The 16,714-nt window shown below is 64.0% G+C and carries 17 protein-coding genes; 12 read left to right on the top strand and 5 right to left on the bottom strand.

Going from position 1 to position 16,714, the window contains the following annotated elements:
• Positions 1-3: 3 nt before the first annotated feature.
• Positions 4-1,326, bottom strand: coding sequence for a serine hydroxymethyltransferase (glyA, locus tag OIU93_RS02530; protein ID WP_264268476.1), 1,323 nt, complete (start codon positions 1,324-1,326; stop codon positions 4-6).
• Positions 1,327-1,491: 165 nt separating this feature from the next.
• On the opposite strand from glyA, the gene OIU93_RS02525 reads away from it, so the two are divergent.
• Complete coding sequence (locus tag OIU93_RS02525; RefSeq protein ID WP_264268475.1) at positions 1,492-2,163, top strand: GntR family transcriptional regulator; 672 nt, start codon at positions 1,492-1,494, stop codon at positions 2,161-2,163.
• A 34-nt stretch (positions 2,164-2,197) separates the two neighbouring features.
• Here OIU93_RS02525 and OIU93_RS02520 read toward each other — a convergent pair whose 3' ends face one another.
• Complete coding sequence (locus OIU93_RS02520; protein ID WP_264268474.1) at positions 2,198-2,494, bottom strand: helix-turn-helix domain-containing protein; 297 nt, start codon at positions 2,492-2,494, stop codon at positions 2,198-2,200.
• 564 nt (positions 2,495-3,058) lie between these two features.
• On the opposite strand from OIU93_RS02520, the gene OIU93_RS02515 reads away from it, so the two are divergent.
• The 7 genes from OIU93_RS02515 (at position 3,059) to OIU93_RS02485 (ending at position 10,869) form a co-directional block, all read left to right on the top strand.
• A complete protein-coding gene (locus tag OIU93_RS02515; protein ID WP_264268473.1) occupies positions 3,059-4,435 on the top strand; it encodes an MFS transporter in 1,377 nt (458 codons plus the stop codon).
• Between the two features lie 450 nt (positions 4,436-4,885).
• Positions 4,886-5,680: a creatininase gene (locus OIU93_RS02510; RefSeq protein WP_264268472.1), complete on the top strand. Its 795-nt coding sequence runs from the start codon at positions 4,886-4,888 to the stop codon at positions 5,678-5,680.
• A 1-nt stretch (position 5,681) separates the two neighbouring features.
• Entirely contained in the window at positions 5,682-7,436 is a 1,755-nt protein-coding gene (locus OIU93_RS02505; RefSeq protein WP_372342853.1) for a BCCT family transporter, read from the top strand.
• A 299-nt stretch (positions 7,437-7,735) separates the two neighbouring features.
• The gene (locus tag OIU93_RS02500) at positions 7,736-8,992 is read left to right on the top strand and encodes a M24 family metallopeptidase (protein WP_264268471.1); all 1,257 of its coding nucleotides are present in this window, start codon (positions 7,736-7,738) and stop codon (positions 8,990-8,992) included.
• A gap of 106 nt (positions 8,993-9,098) precedes the next feature.
• Positions 9,099-9,575: a nucleoside deaminase gene (locus OIU93_RS02495; RefSeq protein ID WP_264268470.1), complete on the top strand. Its 477-nt coding sequence runs from the start codon at positions 9,099-9,101 to the stop codon at positions 9,573-9,575.
• Between the two features lie 51 nt (positions 9,576-9,626).
• Positions 9,627-10,421, top strand: a complete 795-nt coding sequence (locus OIU93_RS02490; protein WP_264268469.1) for an IclR family transcriptional regulator — start codon at positions 9,627-9,629, stop codon at positions 10,419-10,421.
• A gap of 37 nt (positions 10,422-10,458) precedes the next feature.
• Positions 10,459-10,869, top strand: coding sequence for a cupin domain-containing protein (locus tag OIU93_RS02485; RefSeq protein WP_264268468.1), 411 nt, complete (start codon positions 10,459-10,461; stop codon positions 10,867-10,869).
• 14 nt (positions 10,870-10,883) lie between these two features.
• Here the strand turns inward: OIU93_RS02485 and OIU93_RS02480 are convergent, their stop codons facing one another.
• Positions 10,884-11,696: an alpha/beta fold hydrolase gene (locus tag OIU93_RS02480; protein WP_264268467.1), complete on the bottom strand. Its 813-nt coding sequence runs from the start codon at positions 11,694-11,696 to the stop codon at positions 10,884-10,886.
• Between the two features lie 170 nt (positions 11,697-11,866).
• Between OIU93_RS02480 and OIU93_RS02475 the strand changes: the two genes are divergently transcribed.
• Complete coding sequence (locus OIU93_RS02475; protein ID WP_264268466.1) at positions 11,867-13,543, top strand: FAD-binding dehydrogenase; 1,677 nt, start codon at positions 11,867-11,869, stop codon at positions 13,541-13,543.
• Positions 13,544-13,613: 70 nt separating this feature from the next.
• Here the strand turns inward: OIU93_RS02475 and OIU93_RS02470 are convergent, their stop codons facing one another.
• Positions 13,614-13,826: a hypothetical protein gene (locus OIU93_RS02470; protein WP_264268465.1), complete on the bottom strand. Its 213-nt coding sequence runs from the start codon at positions 13,824-13,826 to the stop codon at positions 13,614-13,616.
• Positions 13,827-13,871: 45 nt separating this feature from the next.
• Between OIU93_RS02470 and OIU93_RS02465 the strand changes: the two genes are divergently transcribed.
• Positions 13,872-14,375, top strand: coding sequence for a DUF2087 domain-containing protein (locus OIU93_RS02465; protein WP_264268464.1), 504 nt, complete (start codon positions 13,872-13,874; stop codon positions 14,373-14,375).
• Positions 14,376-14,467: 92 nt separating this feature from the next.
• A complete protein-coding gene (locus tag OIU93_RS02460) occupies positions 14,468-15,220 on the top strand; it encodes a hypothetical protein (RefSeq protein WP_264268463.1) in 753 nt (250 codons plus the stop codon).
• Here the strand turns inward: OIU93_RS02460 and OIU93_RS02455 are convergent.
• Positions 15,212-16,078, bottom strand: coding sequence for an inositol monophosphatase family protein (locus tag OIU93_RS02455; protein WP_264268462.1), 867 nt, complete (start codon positions 16,076-16,078; stop codon positions 15,212-15,214). The genes OIU93_RS02460 and OIU93_RS02455 overlap by 9 nt on opposite strands.
• 124 nt (positions 16,079-16,202) lie before the next feature.
• Between OIU93_RS02455 and OIU93_RS02450 the strand changes: the two genes are divergently transcribed.
• Complete coding sequence (locus tag OIU93_RS02450; RefSeq protein ID WP_264268461.1) at positions 16,203-16,703, top strand: MarR family winged helix-turn-helix transcriptional regulator; 501 nt, start codon at positions 16,203-16,205, stop codon at positions 16,701-16,703.
• The last annotated feature ends 11 nt before the right edge of the window (positions 16,704-16,714 follow it).

Below are 16,714 nucleotides of genomic sequence, written 5' to 3'. Positions count from 1 at the left end.
GTCTTATGCTCCAATCGGGGCGAGGTTCGGGTACAGCGGGTGGGCGTTGGCCAGGGCGTGCACGCGGTCCAACAGGTCCGCGAGCGTTGCCTCGTTGTTCTCCTGGGTGCCGGCGATGAGGGTCTCGGCGATGATGTCCGCGACCTCCACGAACGCGGCCTCGGAGAAGCCGCGGGTGGCCAGCGCCGGGGTGCCGATGCGCAAACCGCTGGTGACCATCGGCGGACGCGGGTCAAACGGGACCGCGTTGCGGTTCACCGTGATCTCCACCTTCGCCAACAGGTCCTCGCCCTGCTGCCCGTCCAGCTCCGAGTGGCGCAGGTCCACCAGGACCAGGTGCACGTCGGTGCCGCCGGTGAGCACGGAAATGCCCGCCGCCGCGACATCCGGTGCGGTGAGGCGCTCGGCCAGGATCTTCGCACCGGCCAGGGTGCGTTCCTGGCGTTCGCGGAACTCCTGCGTCGCGGCGATCTTGAACGCCACCGCCTTGCCGGCGATCACGTGCTCCAGCGGCCCGCCCTGCTGGCCCGGGAACACCGCCGAGTTGATCTTCTTGGCGATGTCCGCATCGTTGGTCAGGATGATCCCGCCGCGCGGACCGGCCAGGGTCTTGTGCGTGGTGGAGGACACCACATGGGCGTGCGGCACCGGGTTGGGGTGCAGCCCGGCGGCCACCAGGCCGGCGAAGTGCGCCATGTCCACGAACAGGTACGCACCGACCTTGTCCGCGATCTCCCGGAAGCGCTCGAAGTCCAGCTGCCGCGGGTAGGCTGACCAGCCGGCGACGATCATCTTCGGCTTATGCTCCAGGGCCAGGGCCTCGACCTTGTCCATGTCCACCACCAGGGTGTCCTCCTCAACGCCGTAGGGGACGATGTTGTAGAGGCGGCCGGAGAAGTTGATCTTCATGCCGTGGGTCAGGTGCCCGCCATGGGCCAGGTTCAGGCCCATGATGGTGTCGCCCGGACGGATCAGCGCGTGCATCACCGAGGCGTTGGCCTGCGCGCCGGAGTGCGGCTGCACGTTGGCGAACTCGGCACCGAAGAGCGCCTTGACCCGCTCCAGGGCCAGGGTCTCCACCACGTCGACCTCCTCGCAGCCGCCGTAGTAGCGCTTGCCCGGGTAGCCCTCGGCGTACTTGTTGGTCAGCACCGAGCCCTGCGCCTGCATCACGGCCAGGGCCGTGTGGTTCTCCGAGGCGATCATCTCCAGCCCGCGCTGCTGGCGCGCCAGCTCCGCGTCGATCCGCTCCGCGATCTCCGGATCCAGGGTGGCAATGCTTTGCGTCAGCGATGTCTCAACAAGCGTGGCGTTAGTGGCGGTCATCCAGTGTTCACTCCTTGAAGTACAAGTTGTTTATGATTGATATATCAGAACTGGTTGCAATGCTATGATGGGGATCACATAGTGTCAATGGCCGTCCCGAATAAGTCGTGCGGCCGACCGAACTACAGTGATTCCGTACCTCGGCGAAGTGAAGGAGACATCCGCATGAGTACTATCTCCGCAAGCCCGGAGGTGCTGGGCGAGCCCCTTTCCCTGGCCGAGCAGTCGTACCGCGATCTCCGGGATCGACTGATCATGCTCGACATCCGTCCCGGGGAACCGATCAACGACGGCCAGCTGGCCCTTGAGCTGGGTGTGGGACGAACCCCCGTGCGCGAGGCGCTCAAGCGGCTGGAGATCGACCACCTGGTCGTCTCCTATCCGCGCCGCGGCACCTTTGCCACGATCGTTGACATCACGGAATTGGCTGACGTCTCCGAAATGCGCCGCTCGCTGGAACCCCTGGCCACCCGCAAGGCCGCGCTCGGTGCCTCGGAATCCGACCGCGATGCCCTGCGCGCCCTGGCCCGCGACATCGAGCGGCTGGGGGAGAAAAGGGTCGACAAGCGCGGGCTGATGCAATACGACCTCAGCGTCCACCGGCTGATCTACCGGGCGGCGGGAAACCCCCACCTCGAGGAGACGCTGATCCGCCTGGACAATCTGGCCACGCGCATCTGGTGCCTGGTGCTGGACAAGGTCCCGTCCGTCGCCGGGCACATCGAGGAACACGTCGACCTGCTCGAGGCCATTGTCGCCGGCGAAGCCGACAAGGCGGAGGCCATGGCGCTGGCGCACATCACCAGCTTCGAGCAGACGATCCGGGCGGTGCTCTAGAGGCCGACTCCGCCATGCTCGTGGGTGCCGCGCCTCAATTGCGCGTGTCCAGGCTCGCGAGGGCCAGCCGGGTCGTCAAGTGGAGCGCCGCAGGGCGCGAGGTTCCGCGCGGATCGCCGCTTAGCAGGTCGATGATCTTGTTCGGGCGCTTGTGGAGGGTCTGACGTTCCGTGAACAGCGCAGCGGCGGCGGTGGAATTGCAGCCGCTCGACAGCCAAGTCTCCACGGTGGCGACCAAATCGCCGGATCGCATGCTGTCGTGGACCAGCAGGTCCGAAAGGATTTCCTGGATGTAGTGGTCGATTTTTTTGGCCCGAGTTCGCGTTCGCACGGGCGCCTACCGAGCCGCAGTCCGGGTCGGCGCCAGTGAAGCAAAAAATCGGCTCGTAGCAGTTCTTGAGAACCAGCGGGCCCCCCGGCGGAGAGATTGGCCGTGGGGCGCCCACAATGTCGACTGCAGGCTCCGGTTGCCACGACTGTCCATTCCACGGGGTTCGCACAGGTGCCATGTCGCCAACAGTCCTAGTGCCTTCTCGATCTGTTTTTTGGAAGGCGTCGATGCGGAGGCCTGCGCCGAACGCTTGGCCCAGCCGTTCAAGAGGGGTTGAGCCCCCTTGGCATCTGCCCGTGGGATCCGGCACGCACCCCGGCCACTGATGCGTCTAGGAGGAGGCCAGCCCGTGAACTAGCAATTACCTCGGACTGCCCATGGGCAACGGCTCCGTGGCGTCCAGCGGAACAGGACCGCGGGGTTTTCCGATCCTGGCCGCACGCCCGGTCGATAGCCGATTTGAGGGGTACCTAAAAAACACTTGACAGTGACACGGGACACAAATAGGGTCAACGCAACAGTGTTGCATGCAATGCAACTTCAAAAACTTTCTGGTGGTTACCCATGATGCACCGCACCAACTCCGCGAACGGCCACGGCGCCCACTCGGTTTCTGCAACGAGCGCACACGCCAATAACCTGGACATCGATCGCGGCCAGGGACCCGCAGGAGTCGACAAGAAGACGCGCACCAAGGTCGTGGCTGCCAGCTTTATCGGCAACTTCGTGGAGTGGTTCGATTACGCCGTCTACGGCTACTTGGCTGTGACCATTACGGCGGTCTTCTTTCCCGAGTCGGACCCTGCGACAGGCTTGATGCTCACGTTCGCACTCTTCGCGATCTCATTCCTGGTTCGCCCGCTGGGCGGATTCGTCTGGGGGCACCTGGGCGACAAGATCGGCAGACGTGAGGCACTCTCCTGGTCCATCCTGATCATGTCCGCGGCAACCTTCTGCATTGCATTGATCCCCTCCTACGACACCATCGGCATCTGGGCCCCGATCCTGTTGCTGATCATCCGCGTCGTACAGGGGTTCTCCGCCTCAGGCGAATACGCGGGGGCTTCGGCATTCCTGGTGGAATATGCTCCGGCCAACCGTCGCGGCCTCTACGCCGCCGTCGTTCCGGCCAGCACCGCCACCGGCCTGCTGCTCGGCTCGCTGCTGGCGGCGTTACTCACGGGCCTGCTAGAACCCGAGCAAATGCAGTCCTGGGGCTGGCGTCTGCCATTCCTGCTGGCTGCACCAATGGGTCTGATTGGTCGATATATCCGGACCCGGCTCGAGGATTCACCGGTATTCAAGGAACTGGCCAAGGAAGACAACGCGGACAATGCCCCGGTTAGCTCGCTGTTCAAGAACCACTGGCGTCAGCTCGTACAGGCCGTCGGTGCGGTGCTGCTCAATGCCGTGGGTTTCTACCTGATCCTCAGCTACATGCCCACACACCTTTCGCAAAACATCGGGCTCAGTGAAACCGCATCCTATGTAGCCACCACCGTGGCGCTGACCACGTACATCGGCTTCATTTTCGTGGTGGGCATCCTCTCGGACAGATTCGGGCGCAAGAAGGTGTTGATGAGTGCGTCGATCCTCTTTGTGCTGTTGACGGTGCCGGCGTTCATGCTGTTGGAAACGGGCAACTTCCTCGTCGTGGTTCTTGTGCAGATCTTGCTCGGCGCAATGCTTAGCCTCAACGACGGAACGCTGCCCAGCTACCTTGCCGAGATGTTCCCCACCCGCGTCCGTTACTCCGGATTCGCGGTGAGCTTCAACCTGTCCAATGCGCTCTTCGGGGGCACCGCACCTTTCGTGGCAACCGTGCTGATTGCCAGCTCTGGCACCGATCTGGCCCCCGGTTGGTACCTCATGGGAGCGGCAATCATCTCTCTGGTGGCCGTGTCCTTCTCGGTTGAAACCAGTAAGAAGCCGCTGGCCTAGCCAGTCGACGAGCATTTTCCTCACGCGCGAGGTGGGTCTCGATCAGGCCTGGGTTGCCGCATTGGCCAGTTGAATGCACCTCATAACCAGGCTCAAGACACTTATGCCCGGCGGGTACAGGCGCGGACAGGGGTGACGGGGATCAGCTCCCCGCGCCCACCATGTATCAGGGCCGGAACTCCACTGCTGTGACCCTGGATCGAGGCAAATCGCTGTTCCGGTGGTCAATCGACAGTGGCGGCACCTCAGTCGACGTTACGTCGATGTTTATGCCCGAGACTTACGCCTCTCATCCTGAGTAGCGAAGCTTGACTGTGAGCTGAACCACTGAAAGGATTCAATGCAACCATGTTGTGATAGATGCAACAAAAAGTTTCCATTCGCGGGACTCGTGACGTTCCGCCGAAGTCCCGACATTCCTCGTTCGCTGTGAATATATAGGAGACAACGATGGCCTCAGTATTTCTTGAAGACCTTGACGCAGAAACCTACGCCGCCGTTGTGGCCCGGGAAGGATCGACCGTAATCATCCCCACCGGTGCCACGGAGCAACATGGCCCTCACATGCCGTTGGGCGTGGACGCCATGCTGTCGAAGGCAATTGCCGGGGTGGTCGCCGAAAAGACCGGCGCAGTGGTTGCCCCGGTATTCGCATACGGCTACAAATCCCAGCCGCGTTCGGGCGGTGGCAACCACCGGGTAGGTACCACCAGCCTCGGTGCCGCAGCATTGACCGGAATGGTGGATGATGTGGTTTCCTCGTTCCTGGCCCAAGGTTTCAATCATGTGGTCGTCCTTAATGGCCACTTCGAGAACTACCAGTTCATCTACGAGGGTCTGGACAACGCGGTTGCCCGCGCCCGCAAACATGGCACCGGATCGCGGGCATTGTTGCTTTCCTACTGGGACTTCGTGGACGAAACCACCTTGGAGAAGGTCTTCCCTGATGGCTTCCTCGGCTGGGACATCGAACACGGCGGGGTGCTGGAAACCTCCCTGATGCTCTTGCTTCACCCGGAAAAGGTGGATATGTCCCGCGTTGTGGACCACCCGCCGGCCAAACTTACCCCCTACGACATCTTCCCCGAGGACCCGGCGCGAACCCCGGACAGCGGCTGCCTTTCCAGCGCCAAGGGCGCGAGTGCCGAGCGTGGGCAACTCTTGCTCGATGCGGTTGTCACGCAGATTGCAGACGCCCTCAAGGGCGAACTGTTGCTCGGGGACATTGCCCTGGAGGTGTCATAACATGTCACTGGACAAGACGAACCCGCATCCGGCTGCGAGTGCCGAAGGCGATAATGATCCCAAGTCCGCCACGCTGGTGGAGCTTCCCCGCTTCATGGGGCGGCACATCCCGCCCCTTGACAGGTTGCTGATCCGAGTCATTCCGCCAGTGCTCATCGTCGGGGTGATCATCTGGGTGCTGGCCAACCCCGTGGGCGCCGCGGCGGCGATCTCCGAAATGCGAACCTTCGTGACCGGCAAGTTCACCTGGCTGTTCATCCTGTATTCGGTCTTTACCGTGGTGGTGTGCATCTGGCTCGCCGTGAGCAAGGTGGGCAAGGTTCGACTGGGTGGACCCAATGCAAAGCCGCAGCATAGCAAGTTCGCGTGGTACTCGATGCTTTTCGCCTGTGGGCAAGGCATCGGGCTGATCTTCTGGTCGGTCGCCGAACCCATCATGCTGCGTGACGAGAACCCGGTCATCCCGGCCGGGCCCAGCGGCGGTGCCGAGGGCGCCATTGTGTGGACCTACTTCCACTGGGGCCTGACTGCCTGGGCCATGTATTGCGTGGTGGCGGTCTGTCTGGCCTACTCGCACCACAACCTGGGCAAGACACTGACCTTCCGAGAGGCAACCGTCGATATCCTTCCGCGATGGTCGCGCCGTGGGGCCGGCGTCATTGTTGAACTGCTGGCCATCATAGCCACTGTGCTCGGTCTCGCCACGTCCTTCGGGTTCGCAGCCATGCAGTTCAGCTCTGGCATCACTTCCTTCACTGGCATTGCAGCCAGTCCGGTGATGTGGTTCATGGTCATCCTGATTTTCGCCGGTATCACCTCGGTCTCGGCCATCGTGGGCATCAACAAGGGCATGGCCCGGATCAGTAGTGTGAACTCGATCCTCAGCATCGTGCTGGTGGTAGCCGTGCTGATCTTCGGCCCGACGCTGTTTATCATCTCCAATATGTCCCAAACTTTCGGCAGTTTCATGGCGAACTTCGTGGACATGAGCTTGTGGACGGACTCCGGTTTGGCGGCAACCACTCTCACGAGCTGGCAGGACAGTTGGAATGGCTGGTGGACGGTATTCATCTGGTGCTGGGTCATTGCCTTCTCACCCTTCGTTGCAGGCTTCATTGCCCGGATCTCCCGCGGGCGCACCATCCGTGAGTTTGTCCTGGGCGTGACCGTCATCCCGACCCTGATCGTCATGGTCTGGGTGGCAGTGATCGGTTCGGCCGCCATCTACTACGACGACAAGTCCGACCGCGCCATCAGTGCGGCAGTGGCGGCCGATACCTCTGCCGGCCTGTTCGCGATGCTCGACGCCGTTCCAGTGGTCGGCACCATCCTGCTGGTGGTTGCCACGATCCTGGTCGCCACCTACTACGTCACCTCGCTGGACTCTGGCATCTACGCGCTGAGCGAGTTTGTCTCGGCACCGCACAAGTCCGGACCCGTGTTCCGGGTGGTGCTGGTGCTGTCCGTGGGTACGGTCACCACGGTGTTGTTGACGTTGGGCGGAACTGCGGTGGTTGACACCGTTCAAACCGGTACCATCATCGGGGCATTCCCGTTCTCGTTTGTGATCCTTTTGATGATCGTGAACCTGATCCGAAGGCTGCTCAAGCGTGACAAGGCGATTAGGCAGCTGGAAAAGTTCATCAACGACCCCGACCCTACACGGGTGTTCGTTCCCGATCCGAGGGAGGAGGGCGCGATCCGCAGGGTCGCCTCCGAGGTCGACGAGGGAACTGGACTGTCAGAGAAGAAGTGATCGCGCGAAGGTCGTGGTGTCCGCAATGGCGGAGACCACGACCTTCGCCATTGCTGCGAGGGAAAGCGCCCTTGAAGATACCTGCAAAAAGGCCCGGTCGAGTCCCGCGAATTGGAAATCTTTCGACGTTAGCCGGAAAGCACTTGACAGTGAGATAGAGCACACATAACCTGAGTGCAACGGCGTTGCAATGAATGCAACAACCCGAACCTTTCTCCGGCGGTTCCCAAGAATCCACGCAATCCATTGGATTGGGCCGGTCTGCATTGCCACCTGATTACTTCTAAGGAGTCAATACCTTGACCACCACCGCTCACAGCGCCACCAACGTTTCAGACCTTGAGCGCCTCAAGACGCTGCACAACGGCACCAAGCAGCAGCTGACCTTCTCGGACGCCGAGTTCGAGCGCCGCCTGGCCGGCCTGCGCCGGATCATGGCCGCCAAGGAGCTCGACGCTGTCATCCTGACCAGCTACCACGGCATCAAGTACTACTCTGATTTCCTGTACACAACCTTCGGCCGCAATTACGCGCTGGTTGTCACCGCCGACAGCTCGACCACCATCACCGCGAACATCGATGCCGGCATGCCATGGCGCACCAGCTACGGCGACAACATCGTCTACACAGACTGGAAGCGCGACAACTTCTACTTCGGTCTGCAGGAAGCCCTGAAGCGCAACGGCGTCAAGGCCTCGCGCATCGGCGTCGAAGACGACGCCCTTCCGTTGATGACCCGCCAGGCCATCGCGGCCACCTTCGACGGAGCCACCCTGGTCGATGTCTCGCAGGATGCCATGCGCCAGCGCATGATCAAGTCCGCCGAGGAAATAGAGGTCATCAAGCACGGTGCACGCATCGGCGACATCGGCGGCGAAGCCATCAAGGCCGCGATCCGCGAGGGCATCACCGAGTACGAGGTTGCACTGATCGGCACCGAGGCTATGGTGCACGAGATCGCCAAGACCTTCCCGCACCGCGAAGTGCGCGACACCTGGGTATGGTTCCAGTCCGGCATCAACACCGACGGCGCCCACAACTGGGCCACTACCCGCAAGCTGGAGCGTGGGGACATCCTCTCGCTGAACTGCTTCCCGATGACCAGCGGCTACTACACCGCCTTGGAGCGCACCCTGTTCCTCGGCGAGCCGGACGAGCGCTCGCTGCAGGTATGGAATGCCAACGTCGAGGTGCACAAGCGCGGCCTGGAGCTGATCAAGCCCGGAGCGGTCTGCAAGGACATCGCCGCCGAGCTCAACGAGATCTTCATTTCGCACAACCTGCTGCCGAACCGCACCTTCGGCTACGGCCACTCCTTCGGAGTGCTCTCGCACTACTACGGCCGCGAGGCCGGCCTGGAGCTGCGCGAGGACATCGACACGGTGCTGGAGCCGGGCATGGTTGTCTCGATGGAACCGATGGTCACCATTCTTGACGGCGAGCCGGGTGCCGGCGGCTACCGCGAGCACGACATCCTGGTCATCGGCGAGGACGGCGGCGTGGAGAACATCACCAAGTTCGGCTTCGGTCCGGACAACAACATCATCGACGCCTAGGGCCAGCTGGCATGATGGTGGGCGGGTGGGGCGCATGCGTGCACTCCACCCGCCCCCCGCATTTCACCCGAACGTCGCATCCCGACGAAGAATCGAGCCCCACGCCATGACACTGGATGACCACGACCGCGCCGGATACGCCATCGCCCTTGAACAGGCCCGCCTGGGTGCCAGCGAGGGAGGGGTGCCCATTGGCTCGAGCATCCTCGAGAACGGGGTGCTGCTGGGTGCCGGCCGCAACCGCCGCGTGCAAAACGGGGATCCGACGGCGCACGGGGAAATCGACGCGCTGCGCAACGCCGGGCGCCGTGCCTCCTACGCCGGAACCACGCTGTACTCCACGCTGGCGCCCTGCGCCATGTGCTCCGGATCGATCATCCTCTTCGGCATCCGGCGCGTGGTGGTCGGCGAGGAGAAGAACTTCCCCGGGGAACTCGAGCTGCTGCGGTCCCGCGGCGTGGAGGTCGTGGTCATCGACGACCCGAAGGCCACAGCACTGATGGAGGACTTCGTCGCCGAACACCCGGGCCTCTGGAATGAGGACATCGGCGTCGACGAGGCCCCGCCGGCCCCGGCGCGGTAGCGTACAACTGTGAACGCACCCACCAGCACCCCACCCACCGGAGGAATTCCCATGGTTGCCCAAGCGGCCGAAACCACCACCGCGGAACCGCGCGGCGCCTCGGTCATCGTCAACGTCATCGACGTGCTGCGCTGTTTCACCGTGGAGCACCCGGTGCTGGGCGTCACGGAGATCGCCGCGCAGGTGGGCCTGCACAAATCAAGCATCTCGCGGATCCTGGCCACGCTCGAACAGGAACGCATCGTGGCCCGCGACGAGGCCACCCGGAAGTACTCGCTGGGACTGGGGCTGATCGCCGTTGCCGGTCCGCTGCTGGCAAACCTCGACGTGCGCCGGGTGTCCTACCCCTTCCTGGCGGAACTGGCCCGGGACACCGGGGAAACCGCGGTGCTGACCATCTGGGACGGCATCGAATCCGTCTCGGTCGAGCAGATCCCCAGCCTCCACCAGGTCAAGCACACCTCGGCCATGGGCAGCCGCTACAACACCGCGCTCAGCGCCTCGGTCCAGGTCTTTCTGGCCCACGAGGAACCGGACCGCGCCGCGGACCTCCTGGAACCCGGTTCCGTGGTTCTGCCCGCGAACACCGCCAGCACCCGCGCTGCCTACCTCAAGCGCCTGGAAGAGGTGCGGGTCCGGGGCTACGCGGCCAACTACGGGGAGACCTCCGGCGAGGAGGTCGGCGTGGCCGCGCCCATCTTCGACCACCGCGGCACGGTCGTGGCTTGTGCCTTGGTCGCCGCCCCTTACTACCGCGTCTCGCAGGAACAACTGGGCAAACTCGGGGCCGCCTGCGTGCAGGCGGCCCGGCAAATCAGCACGCGCCTGGGAGCATCGCCGGCCTAGTTGAAGCACGGCACAACCGACGAAGAAGGGGACGCGCATGTTTGAACCACGTGGTGCACACACCTTTGACTACGCCCTGCACGAGGGCACCGACATCCGCATGCAATTCCATTTCGCCGACGAGATGCGCATGCCCGTCGCCATCCAGACCTGGGAACTGGAGCCCGGCGGACACGAGGGCATGCATGCCCACCACCGGGACGACATGGCCCTCGAGGAGTTTTACCTGGTGCTCGAGGGCACCGCGTCCATGCGCGTGGGCCAGGAGCATCACGAGCTGAAAGCGGGGGACAGCGTCCTGGCCCAGGCCGGGGTGGAACACGATCTGCGCAACACCGGGAATGAGACGCTGCGCGTCCTGGTGGTCTGGGGCGAGGAAGGGCACAAGGACTTCTCCGCCTTCGGGTCCCTCGCCGCGGCGCGGGAAGCCCGGGCCTGGAACGACTGACCGCGCTGCAATGCTCAGGTCGAGGTGCCGCCTGGGAGGGGAAGCAGTTCGTCCATGCGGGCGATCCATGCTTCGAGCAAGCTGGCGATGAGCTCGGGTTGGTCCAGGTGCGCGTTGTGTCCTGCCCGCTCGAGGATCGAGAACGTGGAGTTTTCATAGCGCGCCGCCAACGTGGCCTGGTCCTGGTATCCCACCAAGTGGTCCTGCCGTCCCGCGATGACCAGGGTGGGGCCCTTGAAAGTCGATTCACGGTCCTCGGGCTCGATGGCCAGCGGGTATTTTCCGGCGATCCTGCCGATCGCCTTGCGGTCAAATCTCCGCAGCCCCGGTAGGGCCGAATCGCGGAAACGAGCCCAGTTCTCCGGGGTTTGGAGTACCGCCATTTCCTGGTAGGCCGCCGCGTCCTCCTGGTCCAGGGAGGCCAACAGGTCCTCATCGGTGCGCAGTACCATCCGGGGCGGCACCCGCCGGCGTCCGTGGTCGGCCACTGCCACCGGGCAAAGCAGGGCAAGGCCAAGGACCTGGTCGCCGAACTCCGCCACGAGGTGGCGCGCGATTATTCCACCGAAGGAATTCCCGAGAACCGCGAATCGCTGGATGCCAAAGGCCTTGCGGGCGAACGACGCCACGGCCGCCGCGACGTCATCGGTGCTGCGGATATCCGGCCCGGCGGCGGATAGGCCCATGCCCGGAAGATCGATGTAGACCCGCCGCCAGCCCCCACGCCCGGCAAGCGCCGGGTCGAGCCCAACCAGCAGGTGGTGGTCCACGCAGAAGCCATGGATCACCAGCAGCGGGGTCCCGTAACCAATCTCGACAAAATGCACCCCTTGAACGCTAGCACCACGCCACGACGGCCACCTGTCGCGCGGCTACGCCGGGACGCCCGGGGTGCGGCCCGAGAGGCCAGTTCGTCGAGTGCGCCGTCGCGGCACATGCCGAGCCTCCGATGAAGCGGCGCGTGTGGCCCGCGCCACTTCGGCGCTAGGGTGGATCCATGTCGAACATCCCGCATTCGCAACACTTCGATGTCATCGTCGTCGGTGCCGGCCTGGCCGGGCTGGTGGCTGCCACCGAGGCCACCGCGGCCGGGGCACGCGTGCTGCTGCTGGACCAGGAATCCGAAGCGAACCTCGGCGGACAGGCCCACTGGAGCTTTGGCGGCATCTTCCTCGTCGATTCGCCGGAACAGCGCCGGCTGGGTGTCAAGGACTCCGCGGACCTCGCGCTGCGGGACTGGGCCAACACCGCGGGCTTCGACCGCGACGAGGATGAGTGGGCCCGCAAGTGGTCCCGCGCCTACGTCCAATGGGCTGCAGGCGGTAAGCGTGAATGGCTGCGTGAACGCGGCATCCGCTTCTTCCCGGTGGTCGGATGGGCCGAACGCGGCGGGGCGGGTGCCCAAGGTCCGGGAAACTCCGTGCCGCGCTTCCACATCACCTGGGGGACCGGACCCGGGCTGTTGGCACCCTTCATCCTGGCCGCCCGCACCGCAGAGGCAAAGGGGCAGCTGACTATGCTTTGGCGCCACCAACTCGATGAATTGGTCACCGGCAACGGTACAATCACCGGGGTGCGCGGCACGGTGCTTGCGGATGATCCGGCAACGCGCGGGGTTGCAACCAACCGCACCAAGGCCGGGGACTTCGAATACTTTGCCCCATCGGTCATCGTTGCCACCGGCGGCATCGGAGGGAACCTGTCCAAGGTGCGCGCCGCGTGGCCGAAACGCTTGGGGACCCCGCCGCAAGACATGGCCTCCGGGGTGCCCGCCCACGTGGACGGACGCGGCCTGGACATCGCCCGGAGGGCAGGGGCGCGGGTGGTCAACGGGGACCGGATGTGGCACTACACCGAGGGAATCGCCAACTGGAACCCGTTATGGGAGCGCCACGGAATCCGCATCCTGCCCGGGCCCAGTTCATTGTGGCTGGATGCCACCGGCCGGCGGCTGCCGGCTCCGCTGTGGCCTGGCTTCGACACGCTGGGAACCCTCGAATACCTGCGCGGCACCGGGCACGATTACAGCTGGTTCATCTTGAACCGGCGCATCATCGGCAAGGAGTTCGCGCTCTCGGGTTCCGAGCAGAACCCCGACCTCACCGGCAAGGACATCCGCGCGGTGCTGGCACGGGCACGCGTGGATGTCCCCGGCCCGGTCCAGAATTTCCTGGACCGCGGCGACGACTTCCTCCAGGCAGCCACGATCGACGAGCTGGTGGAAAAGATGAATCGGCTCACCGGGGACGACCTCTTGGATCCGGCGCAGGTCGCCGGGGTCCTCGATGACAGGGATTTGGCGGTGGCGAACCGCTTCGGAAAGGACGGGCAGATCTCGGCCATCACGTCGGCCCGAAACTATCTGGGCGACAAGCTGGTGCGCAGCGTCAAACCTCACCGCCTCACGGATCCAAAGGCAGGCCCGCTGATTGCGGTGCGATTGAGGATCCTGACGCGCAAGTCGTTGGGCGGGATCCAGACCGACCTTGATTCCCGCGTGCTGGATGCCGCCGGGGATCCGATCCCGGGCCTCTACGCTGCCGGTGAGGCTGCGGGCTTCGGCGGCGGTGGCATGCACGGTTACCGGGCACTCGAGGGGACGTTCCTGGGTGGCTGCCTCATGAGCGGCAGGGTTGCAGGCCGCCACGCCGGCGAGGCTTGGAAGCGAACATAGTGCGAGCCACCAACGTCCCGTCCCTTGTCGGGGGAGCAGTAAATTCGTGGCTCGGCGTGGGGCGATTCGGTCAGTGCGTGAAGTGGTAAACAGTGCCAAATAGGACAGCTGAAAGGCCGAAGGCGATACCGATCAACATGGGTTCCCATGCGCCTTGGGCGGCAAACAGAAAGACGGCGAAGACCGCAAAGAGCAACACCGCCAGGATTCCGCCAAGGATGATCGAGCCGCCACCGTGGTGATGCACAGCAGTCTGCGCATGCCGATGAAATAGAGTAGCCATATCCTCAGGGTAGGCCGAGTGTCTAGGAAAAACGAGGGATGGAACATGAAGGATCCAGTGCAGGAATCCGCGGGCGACTGGCGCCAGGTTTTTGGCGCATTGGCCAATGAGGAAACACGCCGTTTCTACGCCCAACAAGTCCTGGGGTTGGAGAGCGATCTGCGGCCCGAACGCCAGGCCAAGGCTCAGTTGAACCTGGCCAACGCGGGCCTGCTCGATGGGAAGGGCCAGATTGACGGCGAGGTCTTTGCCCGCATCCTGGCCGCGGGTGCACCGCGGGAACCGCGGACGGGGAACGACCGCTTCTTCGACAACGAGGGCCGCATCGACCGCTATCCCAAGAAGCACGAGGAACGTCTGGGCTTGCTGCGTGTGGTGGCAGGTAAGGTGCTGCGGCACGGGCAACGACTCACGGAGGCCGAACTGACCTCGAAGCTGGAAGCCTTCAGCGATGACCCGGTGCTCCTGCGCCGCTATCTCGTGGACTACGGGATGCTGCTGCGCCAGCGTGACGGGTCGGCGTATCGGCTGGCCGACGGATCGGACTAGGCCCGGCAATTGTGTCCTGCCCGCGACAGGGAGTAATTTCTTAGGTGAACGGTTGCGGCAGCTGCCGCCCCCCCGTACCTTTCAGGAGCCACATGTCTGACCCGTATGCCCGTCCGGGCGGAGATCCCCACCACGGATCGTGGTCGTCTCCCGGCGGGTACCCGGGGCAACCCGGATCCGGCCAGGAGCCCTACGGGGGCCAATATCCGCCCAACGGGTACTACGGGTACTACGGCAACGGTGGCAACCAGCCGCCGCCGCGCACGCATGGGATGACGACATTCGCCATGGTGACTGGAATCGTGGCGGCCGTGATTTCCCTGGTCCCCTTCCTGGGCTTCATTTCCTTTATATTGGGTCCACTGGCCATGGTGTTGGGCATCGTCGGCATCGCCAAGCGGTTCAGGAGCCGCGGATTCAGCGTCACGGCATTGGTGACGGGGACATTCGGGCTGCTGGTCTCGATTCTCTACGCAGTGTTGCTTTCCACGATCCTCTCGTTTTACGACAATACGCAGAGCTTTGAATTTGAGGCCGAGGGTACCGGCGAATATGAGCTCTCGCTGACCACCACCTCGGCCCTGCCCGTGACCACCAATGAATCCGGCCGGTACGGAAGCACAGTTGACGCCTCGACGCTCTTTGGCGGCATCGTCGTAACGAATCTCGACGGCAACCGCGGCACCATCAGCTGCCGGATCTACGATTCGACGGGAAACCTGTTGGTGGAAAACACCGATGTGGGCATCGACGCGGTCGCCCAATGCATGCTCAGCGACGTCCTGGTGCGCAAGGTCGAGGACCTGGACTTTCCCGAGGAAATCAGCGCCCGCGGCCTAGGCTGAGCCGACGGCGCCCCGCGCGTTGCGGGCAGCGATGATCCGGTGGATCGATTCGTCCAGCACCGGGTAGTCGGCACCCGGGCCCAACGCCAGGAAGCACGGGGCCTCGTGGTCGGGCAGCGTGTGCACGTCATAGCGGAAGCCCAGGTACGTGCCACCTGCGCGACGCACCAGCAGCGCACCGGCGGCAACGTCCCAGGGCTTGGTGTCGAAGCCAATGGTTGCATCGCACCATCCGGCTGCCACATGGGCCAGGGCCATGGCGGCGGAGACCTTGCGGCGGACGGTGGCAAAGGCCCCGACCCACGCGCCGAACTCGCGCAGGCCCGCCTCCCCGTCGACTTCCAGGGCCTCGGCCGACGGGTAGTCGGTCATGATGTTCGCATGTTTCTGGTCGGGTCTGGATCCGGGAGCCAGGATCGTGCCGTTGAGGTAGGCATGTTGCGCGTCGGCGGTGAATTCCAGGTCGGCGATGGGGTCAAGCACGACTGCCGCCAGCAGCACCCCGTCGCGGGCCGCGGCAATGGAGATGCAGAAGAAGGCAACCCCGTGGGTGAAGTTGCTGGTCCCGTCTATGGGGTCGACGATCCATTCGATGCTTCCCGCGCCGGTGCTGCCGCCTTCTTCGCCCAGGACCCGGGAATCGGGCTCGGCCGCCAGCAGGTGTCCGCGAATGATCTCTTCGCTCTGCCTGTCGAACGCCGTCACCAGGTCGTGGGCATTGGTCTTGTTTTCGCGTGCCACGTCCTGGCGGAATGCCCCGCGCAGGACCGGTGCGGCCAGCCGCGCCGCATCCAGGGCGATCGAGCGCAGCCGTGCAGCCAGGGCGATATCGGGGGTGCTGAAATTTTCGGTGCTCACGATCCACCAGCCTAGCCGCTGTGAGATGCGCCAAATTGGTTTGACGAGGCAACTAAATTGACCATATGGTTGCCGTGGGCAACATTTGCCTTGGTCAACCATATTTGCGAAGGAGTGCTATCCGTTGCAACGCGGTGAAACCTCAACACTTGAACTGGTCGAGAGCCTGACAGCCCTCCAGCGCACCTTGCGCTGCGTCGGGCACCTGAGCGAAGGAAAGCAGCCGGTGGGCTTCGCGGCCCTTGGCGTCCTGGCCTACGTCCAGCGCAACCAACCCACTCGAGCCACCGACATTGCCCAGTGGATCGGCATCGGGCCCGCGGCGCTGAGCCGCCAAGTCGTTGAGCTGGAAAGCTCGGGATTGCTGGTGCGGAGCCCGAGCCCCACGGACGCCCGTGCCCAATTGATTTCCCTCACTCCCCAGGGCGCCGAGGAGGTCGAAAAGGCCTACGACAGGCGCGCAACGGTGCTGGCCGGGCTGCTCAAGGACTGGGACGAGGCGAAAATCTCCGCGGCGGCAGCCACGATGAACGACATTCAACAGGTGCTGCGCGCCGGGCTGGACGACATCCACGGAAAAACCACGCCGACGGTCAACGGTCCGGAAGGGGCTCCCATTGTCTGAGCAGCGGCAGT

Origin of the sequence: Paeniglutamicibacter sp. ZC-3 (assembly GCF_025847175.2) — a bacterium.
GTDB classification, from domain to species: domain Bacteria; phylum Actinomycetota; class Actinomycetes; order Actinomycetales; family Micrococcaceae; genus Paeniglutamicibacter; species Paeniglutamicibacter sulfureus.
Note: the sequence above shows the minus strand (reverse complement) of the source record. Positions and strands in the feature narration are given on the sequence as shown.

Excerpts from the sequence above, each read along its gene's own strand:
- OIU93_RS02495 (WP_264268470.1), top strand. The coding sequence starts at position 9,099 with ATGACACTGGATGACCACGACCGCGCCGGATACGCCATCGCCCTTGAA.
- OIU93_RS02505 (WP_372342853.1), top strand. The coding sequence starts at position 5,682 with ATGTCACTGGACAAGACGAACCCGCATCCGGCTGCGAGTGCCGAAGGC.
- OIU93_RS02485 (WP_264268468.1), top strand. The coding sequence starts at position 10,459 with ATGTTTGAACCACGTGGTGCACACACCTTTGACTACGCCCTGCACGAG.
- glyA (WP_264268476.1), bottom strand. The coding sequence starts at position 1,326 with ATGACCGCCACTAACGCCACGCTTGTTGAGACATCGCTGACGCAAAGC.
- OIU93_RS02510 (WP_264268472.1), top strand. The coding sequence starts at position 4,886 with ATGGCCTCAGTATTTCTTGAAGACCTTGACGCAGAAACCTACGCCGCC.
- OIU93_RS02460 (WP_264268463.1), top strand. The coding sequence starts at position 14,468 with ATGTCTGACCCGTATGCCCGTCCGGGCGGAGATCCCCACCACGGATCG.
- OIU93_RS02490 (WP_264268469.1), top strand. The coding sequence starts at position 9,627 with ATGGTTGCCCAAGCGGCCGAAACCACCACCGCGGAACCGCGCGGCGCC.
- OIU93_RS02515 (WP_264268473.1), top strand. The coding sequence starts at position 3,059 with ATGATGCACCGCACCAACTCCGCGAACGGCCACGGCGCCCACTCGGTT.
- OIU93_RS02475 (WP_264268466.1), top strand. The coding sequence starts at position 11,867 with ATGTCGAACATCCCGCATTCGCAACACTTCGATGTCATCGTCGTCGGT.
- OIU93_RS02470 (WP_264268465.1), bottom strand. The coding sequence starts at position 13,826 with ATGGCTACTCTATTTCATCGGCATGCGCAGACTGCTGTGCATCACCAC.
- OIU93_RS02465 (WP_264268464.1), top strand. The coding sequence starts at position 13,872 with ATGAAGGATCCAGTGCAGGAATCCGCGGGCGACTGGCGCCAGGTTTTT.
- OIU93_RS02525 (WP_264268475.1), top strand. The coding sequence starts at position 1,492 with ATGAGTACTATCTCCGCAAGCCCGGAGGTGCTGGGCGAGCCCCTTTCC.